This is a genomic window from Lactococcus petauri (assembly GCF_023499275.1).
Classification (GTDB): Bacteria; Bacillota; Bacilli; order Lactobacillales; family Streptococcaceae; genus Lactococcus; species Lactococcus petauri.
Window position 1 is genome coordinate 1,782,699 of sequence record NZ_CP094882.1, and the last position, 19,932, is coordinate 1,802,630.

Annotated in this window: 3 protein-coding genes; all 3 read right to left on the minus strand. The window is 43.3% G+C overall.

The window, feature by feature from the left end:
- Window positions 1-263: 263 nt before the first annotated feature.
- The 3 genes from lgb_RS08690 to lgb_RS08700 all read right to left on the minus strand — a co-directional run bounded on the left by lgb_RS08690 (window position 264) and on the right by lgb_RS08700 (window position 19,869).
- Entirely contained in the window at window positions 264-10,772 is a 10,509-nt protein-coding gene (locus lgb_RS08690; protein ID WP_249663206.1) for a YDG domain-containing protein, read from the minus strand.
- Window positions 10,773-10,953: 181 nt separating this feature from the next.
- A complete protein-coding gene (gene hemH / locus lgb_RS08695; RefSeq protein ID WP_019293875.1) occupies window positions 10,954-11,901 on the minus strand; it encodes a ferrochelatase in 948 nt (315 codons plus the stop codon).
- A gap of 192 nt (window positions 11,902-12,093) precedes the next feature.
- Entirely contained in the window at window positions 12,094-19,869 is a 7,776-nt protein-coding gene (locus lgb_RS08700) for an LPXTG cell wall anchor domain-containing protein (RefSeq protein ID WP_064305339.1), read from the minus strand.
- Between the last annotated feature and the right edge of the window lie 63 nt (window positions 19,870-19,932).

Here is a 19,932-nt window from a genome sequence, read left to right on the forward strand (position 1 = left end):
TCAGAAAGAATTATCAGAGTGGTATCTTTAGCAATCACAATACGAGTTCGCACCACACACTCGCTCTCTTGGAAAGAATTGGTTAAAGACTTGTCTCTAATGACCATTTTAGGATTTTCTTTATCTTTTGTCAAGTCCTTTTGAGTAAGTTTTTTGATTTTTTAGAAAATAATCTTTATTTTTTCTTTGGGTTTCCTTTTAATTAACTGAAAACCTTAAAATACACTTACCAAAAAGAACAATGATGCTTTTATATAGTAAATCTACTTTCTTCTTTTTCCACCGTCTGTGCTTCGCTTACGTCGTTTTTTAGCCAGATATATGGCACTAGCACTTAAAGTTAAACCTAAAGTTCCTATAGCTATTGCGGAATCACCAAGTGCAGGAATTCTTTCCCGAGATAGAGTAGGTACTGACGTTCTAACACTTAAAGCTTCTGTGATAGGGCCTTGGTAGTGATTCCGTGTCTCAATAGATTGAGCAAAGATGTAGTAAGTTGTATCTGCTTCCAAACCTTCAAAGTCACGTCCTTCTTGCCAGATTTCTGGATTTTCGCTATAACTTTCAATTCTACTCATATCGGGCGAATCGCTAATTGTATAAACAATCGTGAAGTCATTATCTGCTTCACGTAACACGCTCATTTCTGGTGGTGCTGGTGTATTATCTTGCAGAATATTTGCAGGTTGAACACGTATCGCAGTCTCTCCTCTACTTTCTACTGCTAAACTTAAATCCGGACCAGGCGCCTGACTAATCCTTGTCACTATATTTGGCAGCTCTCCAACGAGTTGATAGTTGCCACTTTCTGCACCTCTTAAGCCAAATTCAATATTATGTTCGAGGAGACCAGCGGTATATTGCGATTGAATATTGGCATTTGCATCGGGCAGTCCATTAACCGTTTGCTGACCAATGAAGTTGGACAGAGATTTTGCCACATCATCATGTAAAACTTCATTTGGTGTGCCATCTTCAGCTCCAATATGCATGATTGCCAAATTCGGATCATCAGGATCAACACCTTCAATCACGGCAGTAAAGTTATGTGGTCCATTGTCTAAAGAAACATAAATGTGGTGTTCTTCTAAATTACCGTTAAAATCTGCTGTACGGTCAAAGACCTTTCGCATCTCAATCTGTCCATTAAACTGAATCGGACGTGGACGTATTACGGCTGGCTCAAATTCTGGTTCTAATGCGCTAAATCTTGGTAATGCAAATGCTTGTGGTCCTGTGGCAGCAACAATCTCATAGTTCCCAGCCATATCTCCCTGAATAGACCAGTCGCCAATGGCTTGAACTGCTTGGGCAATAACCTGCCCTTGTGTATCACGGTGGACATTAAAGTCGACAAAGCTTGCGCCCCCTTTATTTACAATGACTTCTTCTTGGTCAATCGTCAAGATACCAGCTCGTCCATCATTTCGTCCTATGAGTTCGATTTCATCATTGACTATGACTGCTGTACGAGTTCGGTCATAATACTTATCCTCTACTTGAAGTTGATTCCAATGAATCTGTCGTGGCGTAATTTCTCCACTAAAAAGATGTTGTGTCAGATATTCCAGCGCCTTATCCGTCAGAATAAAGTCTTGGTTATTCGCTAACCTTAGATTTTCCACAAGAATAGTGTTAGTTTGAACCACTTCCGTATGACGATGAGCAAAATGAACATCATCGACTTCAAGCATAAGGGCTTGGCTTTCTGTTTCAGACCAAAGATAGAGCAAACTACTTGATAAGTGGTCAAGATAAAATGAACTAAGGATAATTTCAGTTCCATCATACTCACGGCTCAGATCAATTGTTTGCATACTTGTCCAAGTTTTAAGGTTCCTTATCGGTGTTTCCACCTCTACATCCTCCCCATGATTTTCCTCATCTGGTAAAGGGATAATTATGGGTTCATCTTCTCCAGTGCCAAGTACAATCGGCGTAATGGCTGCACGACTTAAAGTTGGCTGAATAATTGGTTCCACTGCCTGTAAATCCAGTTCTTCCCCATCTTCATCCACCAAACGGTAGTTCAAGTTCCAAGTGCCTTGAGGACTACTGTCCAAGATTGTCCACCATTGGTCGGGCATAATCGATACTATCTTGTTTGCCCCTATCTCTGCCGATTCAAATTCAATGAGGCCTTCATTCCAAGTCACATAAGGCTTGTCAACCTCCACTAGAGCAACTTGCTCCCCTGCTGATGAACCAGCATAGATAAGCTTGGGATGCTCTGAATCCTTAAACTGAGCTGACCTGTTACGGTCATAAACTTTATCTGCAACCTGTCCCTGACTCCAAGCCACTAGACGTGGCTCAATTACTGCTTCAAAGATGGAGCTAAGATTAAAGTTTTCTGCTAAGACCAAGTTGTCCTCCGTCAGAAGAGCTTCCAGACTTGCAAGAGCGACTTCTGTATTACCAATAAGCAACTCGGAATCTACATCTGCCTGAGCGAAGGATAATCCCCAAAGGCTAATATCCAGTTCTTGAAGTATACCATCATTATCTCGATAGCTGGGTGCAATCACGTGTTTGTTCAAATCAATTTCGACTTGACCGTCATATTCCTTACTTACGCCTCCTTTGCTTTCAAGAATCGCCCATTGTTCCAAATCCTCCCAATTTTGAAGTTGGGCTGGTGTAATTTCAAAGCTCAAGAGCGGTTCTGCAAGTAGTTTATAGTTTGCTGCTTGCTCACCTTCCAGAATAGTCCAACCTTGTCCTTCAACGTTGTCATAAAGTCCAACATTTATGGCATCATCTGGCCAAGTCGCCTGATTAACTCCAGCATCTGGAAGCAAGACCTCATCCCCTGCAATGATGCCTTCTAGCTCTGGACGTCCTTGATTATGTAAATATTCTAAGCCAAAATCTGAAAAACTAAGTGCATTGCCTGTAAAAGTATGGCTTCCCAAGCTCCCTGTACTAATCGTTAATTCTCTAGCTGTGATTCGACCTGTGAAGAGAGAATGAATATCAAATTCTGAAGTTAAGCGAATAAGTCCAGACCCAAAAACTTCATCAATGTAGTCTTGTAACTGCTGAATAATCTCTTCTGCTTCCACACTGATAAGATTAACGGCTATGTTGTCACCTACATTTGCTTGGGCAAATTGAAGAAGCCATTCCTCGATATCGACCTCTATGGTCTGGGAAGTTTCTGTCACAGTCAGCTGTGGCGCACTAATCTGAATATCATCTACACCGATAATGCTTACTGTACGGTCATAAACCTTTTCGACATGACCAGAGTTCGCCAATCCCATCTGAATCAGCTCGTCCCAGTTTTCGATATCTTTCTCACCAATAGTAATCAAGAAAGTAGGCTGATTCTCGACAGCGAAATTACGTTGGTCATAAATACTGCCTGCAATCCACCAATCTAGTCCTGTAATGACATACTGACCAGAATTTTTAGGGTCTGTCCAGCTTGCAGGATCAATATCGCGCTCAAGCAACTGCGGACGAGGTGCCTCATGCCATTCCGCTCTGCTTTGTGGTACCAAGACTGGCCGGTCTTCCGCATGGAAATTAGTCCGTCCAACCAGCGGAGGGAGAGTGACTAATTTCCAGTCATCATTTTCAAAGTTTGAAAAATAGTAGGAATTTCCAGTATAAGCGCGAGGCATAAATATACCTTGCCCAGCCTGTAAAACTCTCGGCTCAATGCTTCCTTCAAAAAGGCGACTTTCTATCCAATCAAGGGCTGCGTCAGTCAGTCTAACATTAAGATTATCTTCATGATTTGCCAAACCTTCTATGACAATGCTTCTCTCCTCGTTTTGGTCAGGTACATGACGCTCATCGAAGTTCACCGTTGCTGCTGTGAGCGATACTTTTACATCATCTGCCTCATCAAAAGTGACAATGATGATTTCAGAGAGAAGAGTAAGGAAGTCCTTAAAATCAGCATCTGACTTCGTCCCTTGATAAACTTCTGTAGTACCATCATACTGACGTGTCACATCTATGACATCTGTCCAAAGTTCAGAGATATCTCGCTCCTCTGGATTATCCGTTCCCTTTTCACCAATCCACAAAGGTGTAATGGCGCCTGCATGTATCTGAGGATTTAAGACTGCATCTTCAGCAACTTCTGTATTATCCGTATTGACCAAGATATAGTTTGACCAACGTTGACCTAAAACTGTCCAATCTTCTGTGATATGAACTGTTTTTTCAGCTCTACTTCCAACATTAGGATTATCAAACTCAACTTGACCTGCTTGCACAGAAATATCATCTCGTGTGTCGCCAACACTCACGATAGCATCACCTGTTAAACCTACTGGACGAGTGAGTTCTGGCATATCGCCTTCGATATTGGCTACTGTCGTGCCATCATAAACTTTATCTGCAACTTGTGCCTCTGTCCATGTCACTCTTCGCTGACGAATCGTCCCTACAGAATTTTCCTCAAAGGATGCTTTTACAGCTGCGTAGAAATTGCTCAGTGCTGGTTCACCGAAAACATGAGAATCATCAACAATCTCAATACCACCAGCTGCAATAGTTAGTGCTTTTTCCTCTCCAGCATCTGGATTATCAAAACTTACATCTCTAACGCGAACTTGAATGGTTTCTATATCTTCACTATTGCCATCAAAATATACAAGCACATCATAGATATCTTCTACCAATCCAGCATCTCTTGTACCATCGTATTCTCGCTCAACTACAAGTAAAGCAAGTTCTTGCGATTCGACAAAATAGATGTTGCTTCCCGTAATGGATGCTGGCGCAAATGTAGGTACTTCATCAGGCAGCAAGTAATTATCAGCTGCAGCTGCACCATCTACAATCCAGGAATATGGCGCTTCAAAGTCAAAAGCAATCATCCATTCTCCAATCTGATCTGTAGGAACATTCCCATCCATGAAGGTCAGGTTAGAGAAAATTTGGATTAATTCTTGGTCTGTGAATACTTCAAATTCTTTCTCATCTAAGGCTAAGATTCCCTGTAATCGTGGGACTAGAAGTTGGTCATCCGTATCTCGTGCAACAGTCGTTCCGGTATCTCCTACTGCAAAAGGTCGGCTAGCAGCTGTACCTTGTGACCAAGTCAAAGGACGCGGCATGATTTCCCCCTCATAAAAGTCTTGTTGCTCTAAAAGGAAATTGACAGCTTCTTCGACAAATTCCATAACTTCATAGTTATAACCATCTGTCCCCATATTACTGGCAGACCATAAAAGCAATCCATCAACAATAATATGACGTGGCGAATAACCACCGCCAAAGCCACCAGCATTTTTTTCACTGAATCTTGCTCCATCATAATCATAGAAGATTTCAAGCCAAAGCCCTTCACCATCATTCCAGTCTGGATTAACATTGATTTCAATGACTGCCCAGTCATCTTCTCTCAGTTCAGCTGGTGCATCTCCAGTTCCATCGTATTCTTTTTCCAGCCAACCCGGAATGATATGTACCTGCCCATTTTCGACTATTTCTTTGTCCATGACAAAAGGATCAATCTTACCGAGATAAAGTTCAAAAGGCCCTTCTTCTCCGCTTGCCTTAAAAGTAGGTGCTTCAAAGATTGTTGGTCGAATTATTGGTAAATTCAATGCCCCCAAAGGTAAAACTTGCTGGATATTAAAATTGGCCAAAAAGTCTTCACTGAAACTGATATTAGAATTATCTGGATGAACATCAGAAATCAAAATCTGCTTATTAAAGACATATTTGAATACATGTTCCATATAAGCTTCGTAATCATCCCACTGTTCTGGATCAAAGTTCCCTATCAGCTCTGGCTTGTCCGCATCAGTGTCCCACCAATGTGTCACATCAAGGTCGGGGGCAACACCTTCGTGGAAGTAAGTAAAACTTTCTTCATCAAAATGAATACCGACAACGATAGGCGTATCAATAACTTCATAGATGCCTACTTGCTGAGTTTCAACAATGACTGGTCGCGTCTTACTCAAGATAAATTCAGCCCTCTCTTCAATAAAGTCAAAAGCTGTAATTGTTCCATCAAAAGCCTTTCGCACGCGCCCTTGACGTAGCTCTTGGATATCTTCCGCCAGATTATCAATTTCTAACTCATAAATATCAGCGACTTCAAAGAGCGGCTGGATAAAGCTAAAGTCAATTCCATCAATATTTTCTACCTCTACATTAGCTAAGATACCCCGCTCCAGTGCTTGACGTGCCAGCCTTGGATTTTCCATAAACTGTGTGAGTGGCTCAGCCGTATTAACGAAGACATAGTTATGAACACCTTTTGTAGCGCCTATCTCATCAGCTTCCAATCGCTCAATTTTCCAGATGCTGTGTCTGTCTTCGTTAGGATTATAATGACGTGCTGCCCGGACATCTTTATTCAGACCGACGGACGGATCTGTAAATTCCGCCCAGCCTGACACAGGTTTTATCCCATCTCCCTCGATAAGCGCTGGACCTGTAAGATGCTGCAAGCCAGGCTCTTGCAAGAGAACTTCCTCCGTATCTGAAATACTGTAAACGAAAGCTGTTGTATCATACTCACGGGAGCCGACTTGTCCTGTAGACCAGAAAATTTGACGGGGGATAATCTGGGCTCGTTCTATATCACGTGCTTCTGGGCTATTGGACACCCAGCGATGAGCAAAGGCGGCATAGTTTCGGAAGTCAGCCATGAAATTCTGTGTGCCTTGCGCCTCGCCTGCATGGTCTGCCCAGCCTAATTGATAAGCTGTATATACGATAGCTTGCTCTAAGGTCCAATCTGGACTTAACTCAGGCGCTTGAACCAGTTCTCCATTCACATCTTTGACCATACGGTCAAAAGTCTGCGCTGCAAAGTCTGGATTTGTCATCGGTCCGAAAAGGTTCATCTTCGATAAATTAAGGATGCGGTTACGGACAAGTTGTGCAGCTGGAGTAGCTCCGTCACCGATGGTAAAGTTAATCAGAGCCTCAAAGTTCCATTTGAGAAACTCATCTTCTTCGCCTCCAGGATTAGGCTCATCATATTCATTTCCCCAATCTTCCATCTCAGCACCATGTGGCTCCCAAAGAATGGCATTAGCTCCCGCGTTAATATCTGGATTTGCACCATCGCTGCTAAAGTGCGTATTCCAAATATTCAGGTCAAATTGAATAAAGTTCTCCGTATTAAAATCTTCTTCGATATAGCCTGATTCAGCTGTATCCATGATGATTCTAAGTTGCGGCATACGATCAATCTCCGCGACAGATGTGCCATCATATTCACGGCTCTTAATAGTTCCCGGAATAATCCTGATATTCTCTGGCTGAATAACCTGTCCAACAATAGCTGTCGGTGCCCAAGTAGCATGATTAGCCCAACCTTCTGTCGCTAAGTCTGGCTCCCCTTCAAGAATATAGTTGGATAAAATCTGCTCTTTTTCTGGCTGACTATCGATGTCTAAAAACGGCTGATAAGCACTCACATCCCATACAAGCGAGCGTGTACCTGATTCAGGAGAATCATAAGCCAGTCCAGTTTCTAAAACGCTGATTGTGTTACCATGTCCATCCGCTACCCCTACAAACTGAGGTCCAGTACTAGCAAAACTACCAAAATCAAAATGGTCAGCTGAGAAGAGCTCTTCAAAAATTTGCCCCTCCTCTTTAACAAATCCCGTTAAAGATGGCCAAACGATGGCATTAAAATGCTCCTCCAAGATATAAGCTGTACCATCATAAGTTTTGATAGGTACTGTACCCTGTACCCAGCGAAGTGGCGCAGGAGTAATCACACCATCTTCAAAGAGCTGGTTTTGTTCCTCATAAACACGAATCTGCTGGACAAGAATCTCTAAGTTGACATCATCTACAGCAGGATGGCGAAAAGCACTGATATCGAAAGGCACATGATCGACAACTTGCTTATCCTCCCCAACATTGGCATCCGTATATTCTACCTTATCAGAGTCAATATAAACTGTAAAGATAGGCATATCATCACTCTCATCTAGATAGATATTCAGCTGTGGTCTGCGGTCAACCTCAGCAAAAGGTGTACCATCGTAAACTCTCGGAACAGTCGTCCCCAAAATCATGTCAAAATGAACAGCGCTCATATCGATAGACTGAATCTCTGCTGTAAAGTCCGGGGCTGCCAAGGTATAGTTTTCCGCACGGTTTCCTGTCAGACTGAATTGCTGGTCAAAGATAAGCGCCTGTTCTTCCACTTCATGCCCATAAAGGTATGTACCAACAGCCGAATCGCCAAACTCTGGATTACCGTAATATAGGACAAGGGCATTTTCATCTTGACTAAGAACTCCTGTCAGAGAGGGAGAGGTCTCCCAAGTCGCCACTGTCGTTCCGTCCCAGATACGACTGGCTACCTGTCCATCAATAGCAATTTCGCGAGGTGTGACAAACAATCCTCCTGATGACCACTGACGGGCTTGCTCTACTCTCAAAATTGCACGCACGGCATACTGTCCGACAATGATATCATGATCATCGTCAATCTCTAAGATAATGCGCACGTCACCACCTGCTACATTTTCATAAGTCAGATGAATCCCATCATCATAGATAAGATTTAGGTCTATCAGTTCAAAACTAAAATCCTGTAGACCAATATTAGCTCCGTCACCCATCTCCGAAATATCAAAAATTTCACTAGCATAAAAGACATAACGATACCCATTATAGACTTGATGAGTAATCGAGCCAATCAAATAATAAAGAAAGGGAACAGCTGGGGTTTCACTTCCCAAGCCGAGTAGTGGAAAAGAGACACTGCCAACATCATCCCCCCACACCCAAGGATTGGCATTAAACGTCCAGCTAGTCTTTCTTGAAGATTGGGGATTATATTGCCCGCCTCCTGCTGGTGGTACAGATTCTCCTACTGATGGGGCACCATAGGTCACACGCCACATGAGTTGACGGGCTGTTTGGACACCGCCATGAATGCCGGAAGGATCATTGAAGGTACCACCACCTGTAATATTATTGGAAAACTGGAAACCTTCCCAACGCCAGTTATTGCTGTAATTCATGTTGGATGTATTCCCAACAATAGCACCAGCACCTGCTGCGCCTACTCCGGAGCTCAAAGCCCCGATAACGAAACAGTCGGTTACGCGGAAGTTCCCACTTCCTTGAATATTTCCGCCTGTGATACCACCAATCGCTGTATTGCCACTAACCTTATTTGAACTGTAAGAGTTGCTCACGCTTGAACCTTTTGAGCCGCCCCCTACAAGACCACCGATAAAGGCATTGTTTGTTCCGCCAGCAGCACGGGTAATATTTTCACCTGTAGCATAAGAATTTATCACACTCATGTTTTCTGCCAAACGCCCAACAAGTCCACCAATAGCTTGTCCTGTAGCACTGGTACTGTAAACCGAAGGCATTGCACCATTATCCAGAGTCAAAGTCCAACTTGTGGAGACATTAGCTCCAGCAACTCCTACTAAACCGCCAATATTACTGGCTCCGCCTTGAACGGAAACAACAGCATAAGTCCATGTGATTGTTGCTCCAGCTTCAGCACGACCAACGAGACCACCAACATCAGAGCCTGTCGCAATGATAATGCTCTGTGTGTCCGTCGCAATCAAAGGGTTATTTTCCCCAACATGAGAAAGTGTAATCGGTGCAGTCGCATCACCAACTAAACCACCAACACGATTACGGCCTGTTACATCTCCTAAAGCACGACTCATGTATTCTGATGTGCGACCTGTTTCCGTTGTTGCTGTACCTGTGATCCGTCCATTCGACTCACCGACTAAACCACCGACCGAGTCTAAACCAGTAACCTTAGTATCCGTCCAGCAGTCTGTCAAAGTTGCAAACTCTGTAAAGCCAAAGAGTCCGCCTGTAAAACTACTTCCCGTCACAGAGCTGGTAAAAGGACGTCCTGCAACTATTCCTTCATTTGTCGAATTGTCATTTGAAAAAGAAACATTGGTGATTTGTGATGCGCGTGCTGTGCCAGCACGTACTTGTGCCCCTGCAATACCACCGACATTTTCTCCCGACGACCTCACTTCACTTACTGTCACATGGATATCGAATAAATCTCCTGCCACTTGCCCAGCTAGAACACCGACCGAGTGCGTACTAAGCCCTGTTCCCTGAACGCTTGCATTTTCAATGTTAAGATTACGAATCACACTGCCGACAGTTGTTGAGCGAAAGAGTCCTAAAAAGTTGGCTGAACTGGATATATTAAAGTTACGAATACTATGCCCATTTCCATTCAAAGAGCCCTCAAAATCTGGAAAAGGCAAGATTTGTTCCCCTAAAAAGTCAAGGTCTGCAATAAGCTCAAAATAATAACCATCTGTCGTATACTCGCGCAAGTTTTCTAGCTGTTCCAGACTTCCTATCTGGAAAGGATTATCAGTTGTTCCAATCCCTGTCCAAGGAACAGCCAGAGGTTGAAAACCAGAAGCTTGAATAACAGGAACACGAGGGAGGTCCAGATTTCTATTGGTTCTGACTTCTGGCTCTTGCTCGTCAATTTCTTCTTCCTCATCATGATCTGCTTCAGAATCATCTACCGTATCGGACCCAGATTCTCCCTCATCTTCTTTCTTAGCAGCCTCCTCAAGGGCGCGTTCTTCTTCCTCTTCTTCGAGACGACGCGCAGCAGCAGCTTCGATATTATAAATATGCGTTTGGTTGTAATTTTCGATGTGAGTTTGGACCAGCTCAATCCTTGGACTATTGCTCGTGCTGTGGGCTTGAACTGCTACGGGAGCCGCTTCTGCCAACAGGAGAGTACTAAGCATCAGCGCTTGAATGACTCTCATTTTATAATTTTTAGGTTTCTTATAGGTAGGCATAAATTCTCCTTTTATTTTCATTAACAAAAGCTCATATATTTATCATTTTATAACAATATATTACTTTTAAAAAACAATTTATGACTTTAGGGTTAAAAAATAAAGAAACACTGAACGTTTAAATGTTATAAAGAAAAAAACGCTCAAACTTAGTGCTTTATTGTACTAAGTTTGAACGTTTTTATTTTTTCTCTGCAATCTCTTTGACAAGCTCAGCAAAAGCCATATCTTCATTAAACGGTGAGACATAGACATACTTTTCACCACCATTTTCAAGGAAGTATTCTTTATTTTCCTCTTCAAGCTCTTCAATCGTTTCTAAACAGTCAACTACAAAGCCAGGTGCAACGATAAGAATTTTTTTGACACCTTGTTCTGGAAGTTTCTTCAAGGTATCATCGGTTGCGGGAGTCAGCCATTCGGCGGGGCCAAATTTCGACTGATAGGTTTGATAATGTGGAAAATCGCCAAGTTCTTCCATAATTAAACGTGTCGTTTCCGTGCATTCGTCTGGGTAAGCATCTCCATCCGTTACATAAGAAAGAGGGATACCATGGTAAGAAAAGACCACAGCTTCAATGTCCTCTTCATTTGCAAGGGTTTCTTTTATCTTCTCAGCAAAATATTTGATATAGAGAGGTTCTTTATAAAAGGAGCGTATAAACTTTAAATCCACAATATGATCTTTTTTCAAAAAAAAGTTCATGACACTATCAAAGACCGAACCTACTGTTGTCCCTGAATATTGTGGATACATAGGAAGAACCGTTAACTCCTCCACACCTTTACTCAAGAGACTTTCCAGACTACTTTCAATACTTGGTTCACTGTAGGACATCCCCATAGCTACTTCAACGTCAGGACAGATTTCCTGCAGGTTTTTTTCTTGAGCTGCTGTGTAGGTAAGCAGTGGAAACGCGCCGTCTTTGACAATCTTTTCGTAAAGCTTAGCTGATTTTTTCGGGCGAGTATTAAGAATAACACCGTTGAGAAGCGGCTGCCAGAGCAAAGGATGAGTCTTAATCACGCGCCGGTCAGATAAAAATTTCTTCAGATATTTTCTTAGAGCTTGGGGCGATGTATTCTCAGGTGTACCAAGATTAACTAAGAGGATGCCTCTTTTTTTCATGCGATATATGTCTCCTGTGTTTTCTAAAATTCAACGGACAATCCAATTATCCTGTTTTCTATTTTACCTGAATTTCATAAGTTATTCATTAATATTTTGAGAAAATCTATGACTTAGAGCAAAAATTGCAAGAAAAAAACGAGAAAATCCGTATATCTTCTCGTTTTGAAACATTCTTTTCAAGAGTAGAGCTTACTCTTTTTTATTCTTTTTTCGTAAAATAGCTGCGCTGGCTAGAGCGATCAATCCGGCAATACCAAGACTTGCACCTATACTATCGCCCACTCTTGGTAAATCTGCTTTTTCCTTGTAATCATCCGGTTCTGGAGTCGGGTGAGGCAGACGATTTTCTTCTCTTGTCACTACCGAAGCAAGCCCCGAAATAATCGCTCCCTCATAACGGTTATGATGCTCTGCTTGGCGGGCAAAGAGGAAGTATTCTGTAGCTGGCGCCAAATCTATAAAGAGCGTTGACGTCTGCCAATCCTCTGCGCCTAAATCTGCTGGGTTATTCGTTCTTGAAACCGCATATTCTATCACGTAAGGTCCGTAAGGTTCTGGGTCAAAAGCTCTAGCTGTGGCGACAAAGAGATTTTCCGCACCTGCTTCCCTGAAGGCAAATGGGTCAAAGCGGAAAGTCAGCACTTCAGATGGAGCAAGCTCAATCTCTGTTTCAGAGACACGAGCTGCTTGCGGTTGCGTTACCGGTAAACCTTGTGCTCTAGTAATTCGTCCAATCGTTTCCACTTCGTTATCCAAGATATACTCATAGTTTCGGTTGACATTGCCTTGTTCGTCACGTAGCTCTATCTGTACATCTGCGTTTTCGATAGTGTTGCCTTGCGCGTCAATAAAGACCAATTCGTCCTCAGCAACGTGTGGTTGACCATTTACCAAACGGGACATTTGATCCGCAAAGCTTAACGTCAAGTAATAATCTCCGATGAGGTCTAGCACTTGACCGGTGTCCGCATTGCGCCATTTACCGGCTTGCTTATCATAATCATAAGACATATCTTCTGGCATGAAGCGATAATCATAGTTGAAGACACGTTCGGCTATTTTTCGACCATCATTAAGACTGAGGCGGATAGGTGTGATTCGACCTGTGAACAGGAGGTCCTCGACCTTAGACAATTGCTCATCAGTAAGTACGAAACGCTCATGTGTAAAGTCCTCAATACTTGTAACTACTTCTTTATCGATAATATTGCCATTATCGTAGGCGACATTCTTGTCTAGGAAACGAAGGGTAAGTTCTTCCAAATTCGCTCGTGAAAATTCGATGTCTTCCCCTTGCGCATCTCGTAGGACAAGTTTGGGTTCAATCTGTATATCTTCTAGATTAATATCAGTACTGCCATCATATGGGCGTTCAATATGACCCGATTGAATATAGAGGACAAAGGCTTCCATATCTTCTGGGTCCGTTGGCATTGGGCGCACGTCCGTGACAGTTGTTTGTTCAAGTGTCACTACCGAAGCAAGCCCCGAAATAATCGCTCCAGCATAACGGTTATGATGATCCGCTTGACGGGCAAAGAGGAAGTATTCTGTAGCTGGTGTCAAATCTGTAAAGAGCGTTGACGTCTGCCAATCATCTGCATCTAAGTCCTCTGGATTATCTGACAATGAAACCGCATATTCAATCTCGTAAGGCCCTGGGTCAAAGGCTGTAGCTGACGCAAAGAGATTTGATCTACTTGAATCTGCTGTGCCTACATCACCAAAACTGAAAGGTTCAAAGAGGAAAGGCATTTCTTCAAGTAAGGGTTGATGTTTCGTGATAGTCGAGTGGAAAAGCTCAATCTCTGTTTCAGCGATGCGTGCTACTTGTGGTCGCGTGACTGGCAAGCCTTGAGCCTTAGTGATACGCCCTATCGTTTCAAGATTATCACCAAAAACATACTCATAGTTACGGTTGACATTGCCTTGCTCATCCTGCAATTCTACCTGAACACCTGCTCTTCCAATTTCATTGCCTTGTGCATCAACAAAGAGCAGCTCATCTTCGGCTACATGTGGCTGACCATTTGCCAAGCGTGACATCTGTTCTACAAAGTTTATTGTTAAATAGTAGTCGCCCAACACGTTCATCGGTTGGCCTGTTTCTACATTTGTCCATTTTTCTGGATTAGTGAAACCAGCTTCGATACCGTACTCGTAATACTTATCTTCTGCCATGAAGTAATAATCGTAGTTAAAAACACGTTCCGCGATTTTTCGTCCGTTAAATTGGAGGCGAATCGGGTCAATGATTTGGCTTTCAAACAATGGATTGACAGTCTGTTCTGGTCGTGGCACGATAGTTGAAAGAGTTTGGCTTGTCAGAATGAGAGAATTCAGCACGCTGTTGATTGGCGCTTGTAGCCAATAGTTACCAGAATTTTCTCCGGAAATACTCCACTCACCTGTCGCATGAACCGGCATTGCCGTAACATTGCCCGCTTCATCAAAACGTACATTCCTATCATCAAAGCACGCTTCACCCCTCTGGATAATAACGCCGCCGTTTTCACGGTCAATATCCAAAATCGGCAAATCTGGCCTAGACGAAATCACTGCCTCTTCAGTGCCATCATACGAACGTCTCTCGACCTGTCCTTGTGTCCAGTGAATTGTCATCGGACTAATGGTTCCCGTCAGTAAATTGTTTCTCATATAATCCCTGAGGTCAGTCCTCAAGCTCACATTTCGTGAATCTAAGTAGAAACCATCTACAGTGACTGACTTATTAGGACCTGCATGACGATCCGCAAAGGCAATTGCATAGTTGTTTTCGTCAAAACGGATAGGAATTCTTTCGTCCGTTTCCTTAATTTCAACCCAAAGCTCTGGGAAAGCTCTAATCGTCTGCCCTGGATTAGCTGAATCAGGCCATTCTGCAACTTCCCAGTCTGTTTCGCCATCGTAAATCTTATGAATCGTGCGATTTCCGCCAAGACGAACGTCTTCCGTTCTAAGTTCCTGCGGTGTGATTCGACCTGTGAAGAGCAGGCGCTCAATCTCACGCAAGCCATCATCAGACAGCGTGATGTTGTCATGCGCAAAGCCTGCAATCCTTATGATAAGTGGCTTGTCCATAACATTCCCATTATCGTATTCGACATCTTTATCAAAGAAGCGAACATCAAGATCTACCAAGTTGTCTAGTGAAAGTGCAATTTTTTTATCTTTTGCATTGCGCAGGGCAAATACAGGTTCGATCCGCACATCTTCGTTGAGGTCAATCTCAGCGCTGCCATTATATTGTCGTTGGATATAGCCTGTCTGGATGTAAAGGACGTTGGCTTCCATCTCGTCTTGATCTGCTGGCATTGGGCGTACTTCTGTGACAGCGACTGGTTCGATGTTGGCTGGGTTAAAACTCGGCTGGACCATCTCTCCTGGAGCGCCATGTATCCAGTCAAAAATGTAGTTTGTCAGTGGGTATTCATCCGCATCACTTGTCGATAGATTCCAGTTACCATCTGAATTTACTGGAATGTCGTTACCTACTTCTGTCTGGGTAAACCTTGCTCTACCCAAAACTTTAGTAATAATACCCTCATCACGCGCAACGATAGCTCTGTCATTCATGACCAGATTGTCTCTCGAAGGTCGTGTCAGCTCAGGTTCGATAAGAATGTTGTGTACTTCATCCGTATCGTCCCATTCCTTATTGGCAACTTTGCCCACAGTCCACTCAATACGACGTGGTTCGATTTCTGCATCGCGATATCTGAGGATTTCATCTATAATACGTTCACGAATTTCACCTTCATAGTCTTCAAAGAATTCTGCGAGCTTCTCATCAAAGACAATGTTGACAAAATCAAGCACGTTTGTCCCAGCGTGTACTTCATCAAAGCGCAGTCCTTCCACACGGTAAGGCAGTTGAATCTCATAATCTCCGTCAAGAAGAATATTAGCTACAAAGTTATTCTCAGAAATCTCAGTTGTACCATCATATTCTCGACTCTGAACGGTAAAGCCATAAGAGAGAATATCCTCCTTGCTCACGTGCGCCGGGAAGATTGTCGCGAAAGTTACAGGAATTTCCGGCACAACATAGTTGTGCTCATGTACAGGATCAGAAAAGACGTGACGCATGTCTATCTCGCTCCAGTCAAATCTATGTGTTCCTGGTGCAGCACTTGGGAAGACCAAGTTATCTAATAGAGCTGAGTCATATTCAGTAAACACCTGATGATCTATGATTTCATGACCCTCTTCTGATGCGACTAATTCTGGTCGGACAATAGTTCCTGTAATGTTATTGCCACCGTTGTACGAACGTGGTTCGATAACACCTTCATTCCATTTCAAGATACGTGGGAAGATTTCCGCATCGAAAAGAGTGTCAAACCAAAAATCATCATGTAGGACTTGGTTAGGACCAATCAAGACATTCAGCTGCTCACGAACCCCTGTCTCATTTCCAACAGTCAGCGTATGCGCGCCATAAAAGTTAGGATTCGCATGTTGGTTGTTAAAGGATAAATCCCAGTTGTCAATGTTCAAAGGCAATTCAGCCAAGCGTGGCAAGCTTGTGAGATGTTCTGTTGAGAAAGCCGTTGTATTATCAAAGCGTTTGACTGCACGTCCCGCTTGTGCACCCACTATATCTTTCCAATGCTGTACCGCTCGTGGAGCGATAGTCCACTCAATATCCGGAGAGCCTTTCAACTCATAGTTTTCTGGGTTTGTTCCGCTAATCCTCCAACCTGTTAAAGCTGACCTTGCAGGATTTTCCGTAGTACTTACATTAATATTATTTTGATGAACAAATTTACCATCCACTGAATCTACTCGAAGTTCTAGGAGGTCCTGGTCCAGTACATCTTGCTTATCAACTCGAATCGTGCGTAAAGTTGGCAGTTCAAACTCACTTATTTCTGGGTTTATCGGCATACCGGTATATTCCCTGCTGGCGCTTCGTAAATAACCACCTGTGAAATGAACATCTAGCGGACGAATCGTTGCATCAGCAAAGCTCGGTTTCAGAAGCACCTCATGCAAGAAGTTCGGCATTTCGAAAGCAGATTGACCGAAGAGATTGCTTGGCATGTCAAAGCCAATCGTCCTTGCATCTGGATGTGCCACTATGACATAGTTATGCCTATTGTCGCCGCCACCAATGCTCCAAGCGCCTATAGCAGTAACTTCTTGTGCGATGACACCTCCTTGTGCGTTACGGGCGACATTTTCAGATGCGAATGTGGCTAAACCAAGGTCTAGAATAAGAGCATCAGGACCATCTTCATCTATAGCAAAGATACCATCACTTCCATCACTTACTGCGATAAGTTGTGGCATTCCTCCATCTTCGATAATAGCGACATCAGTTCTGTCATAAGGCTTATCTTTTACCTTGCCCATGCCCCAGAAAACTTCACGTGGCGTAATTTCGCCGAGGAAAAGTTCCCCACGTAGAGCCTCTTGCAAGTCTGAGGAAAGCTGAACAGGTTGAACTGTACTTCCCTGAATTTGTAAACCAATCGTTGAGTCTTCCAAAACTACCGAAACTAAACCAGATGTGACATGTCGCTCAGGAAAACGCAGAATAGACTCTGTATCAAAGACAAACTGATAGGTATTTCCATCATCTACACCTGTAATAGAAACATTAATTCTCGGCAAGTTATTCATGAAAACATCTGTTGCGTCATACTCACGGTCAACCGTACCTTCAACAAATTTAAGTCTGTCAATATCGTCAATATCTAAAACTAAAGGACGAATGGTCGCGGGATTAAAAGTCGGAAGGTCGACAATCTTATAGTTAAAATTACCGGCTATATTCCTATCCAGACGCTTGAGCATACTTTCATCGAAATCAAGTCCTTCAATCTCCCACGTCCCCGGTAAACTTTGAGCAAACTGCAAACGTTCCGCCAAGTCATTACCAAAGTCAACAGTAATGATATTATCGTCACCATCAGCGAAGTCAGTTAATTTTAATTTAGGTGCCTCAAAGCTCAATACATCAGTAGTCCCATCATAATCCTTGTTAGCAACAGTTCCTGCTGTCCATGTGACTGGTCGAGGTGTAATCTGTGCATCGCTAAAGAGTCCGCCATTCTCTGCCAGAATCTGGATTTTTCCTTCAATATGCTTACGGTATTCCGCTTCGAAAACTGTCAATTCTTCTGCGTTGAAAGCATCATCATCTCTATCAGCGCTGAAGACCAAGGTCGTGTAAACATAAGGCGATACTATGATTTTGTGAGTACCTACATGAGAGTCGGCAAATTTCAAATATTCACGCTCGATAACCAAGGTTGCTGTGGCAAAACGTCGTTCTCCACCAGGACTATCTCCCTTGATTGCAAACTCAAAGACGTATTTGTCTTGAACATCCCCGATAAGATTAGTGTTATCAAAAACCTTATTGGGTACACTTTGAAGTTGACCGATAGTCGTTGGAGTAAAACTTGCATCAGCGAGGGTTATCTGACCGTCGTAGAGACCATTTGCGTTAGGCTGATTACGTACCATCGACTGAGCGATGATGCTCTCGGTCAGTTGCCCAAGCAAAGCCGCACTAAGTTCATCTGGAAGTTGAGTCTCAGCAACGGCTTGCGCTACAGCTTCCTGAACTGCTGCACGCTGATCGCCATGTCCTGCCAGATGAACGAAAGATGCCCAAAGTCCTGCTTGGTCGTAAAGCAAACTCTCTACGGGCAGTTCAATCGTTAACGGTGGGATGTCATCAATAATTTCACCGTTCGCCATTTCAATATCAAAGACAAGTGAGAGGTGCTCCTCGATATGTTTTACTGTCCGAGTTGCATCGAAAGGACGTGTCTCTACCCGACCACGATTGACCACGATATTTTGAAGCGCCACAGGTACATTTTCACGGACTTTTGCTTGCTCGAAAAGACCTGTGTTAGTGAAATTTTGTAAGGCAGAAAGGTCGACTCGATAGTACTGCTCTGCAGGGAGATTGGTTTGGCGTTCAAGTTCGTCTTCAATAGCTCCACGTATCTCTTCCCAATCAACAGCTCCATAATTGATTGGGGACGGTCCAACAATAGCTGTGCTTGCAAACTCAATATTCGATATTCTACTTATAAAATCAAAACTTCCTGTAAATCCTAACTGTGGCAAGTCCAAGAACGGCCAGTCCATAACATCAGAATATGAAACTAGGACATCCTCCCCCACAAACTTATCTGCCACTCTCCCAAGACGAATATGTTCTTCTGTAATAACGATGGGTACATGATGATTCGGTCGTACGGAACTACCTGCAAGACGGAAAGAATCATCTCCTCCCTGATGTGGAAAGGGATCGCCTGCATAAACGGTGACGTCTCCAAAAAGATCTTGTGTTATCCCCTCCAGAAACACAATGTATGTCGTACCCTGACTGTTTTCAGTCCCTGCATAGCTCACATAATCCACAAGCTCATCACCGACACTTACTCTAAATTGCATTCTGTCAATTTGACCAGTACCTAAAGTTTTACCATTGTCAGCTGTTGTTTCAAAATGAATCCTTATCCTAGTAGCTGATTCCCATTGTACACTAATAATTTGCGCAACAGGCCACGTCTCTTTAGCACCCCAATTCACCGCCAAAGGCGCAATCCCCACATAAGCATCACTGGCCTCAAACTGAGTCAATCCCCCTTCAGAAAAACGTGGTGCCTCAAAGTTTTGTGGCGCTTCAAAAGTAGCTGGAGTTTCGGAAATTTCCTGTATCTCCAGTTCTTCTAGCACCTCAGCTTCTTTTTCTTCTTCATACATTGCTTCAGCAGGTGTTTCTGGCAAGACAACGTCTGCGATTTCCTGCTCAGGCATTTCGACAACTTGTTCGATACCGGGCACTTCTTCATCATGTCGGCCCCGGATGAGTGTAGCTACAGGTGCACCTTTGGACATTACAAGTGGCAACATTGCAGCGACAGTGCCTGCTTTTTTAAGTCGCGCACGGCGTATGGCTTGCTTCTTTGCTTTGATTACTTTTCTTTCTGTCATATATTCTTCTCCTGAAATCTTTTGGGAATCTCATGATACCGCTCGGATATAACGTAATGTTTC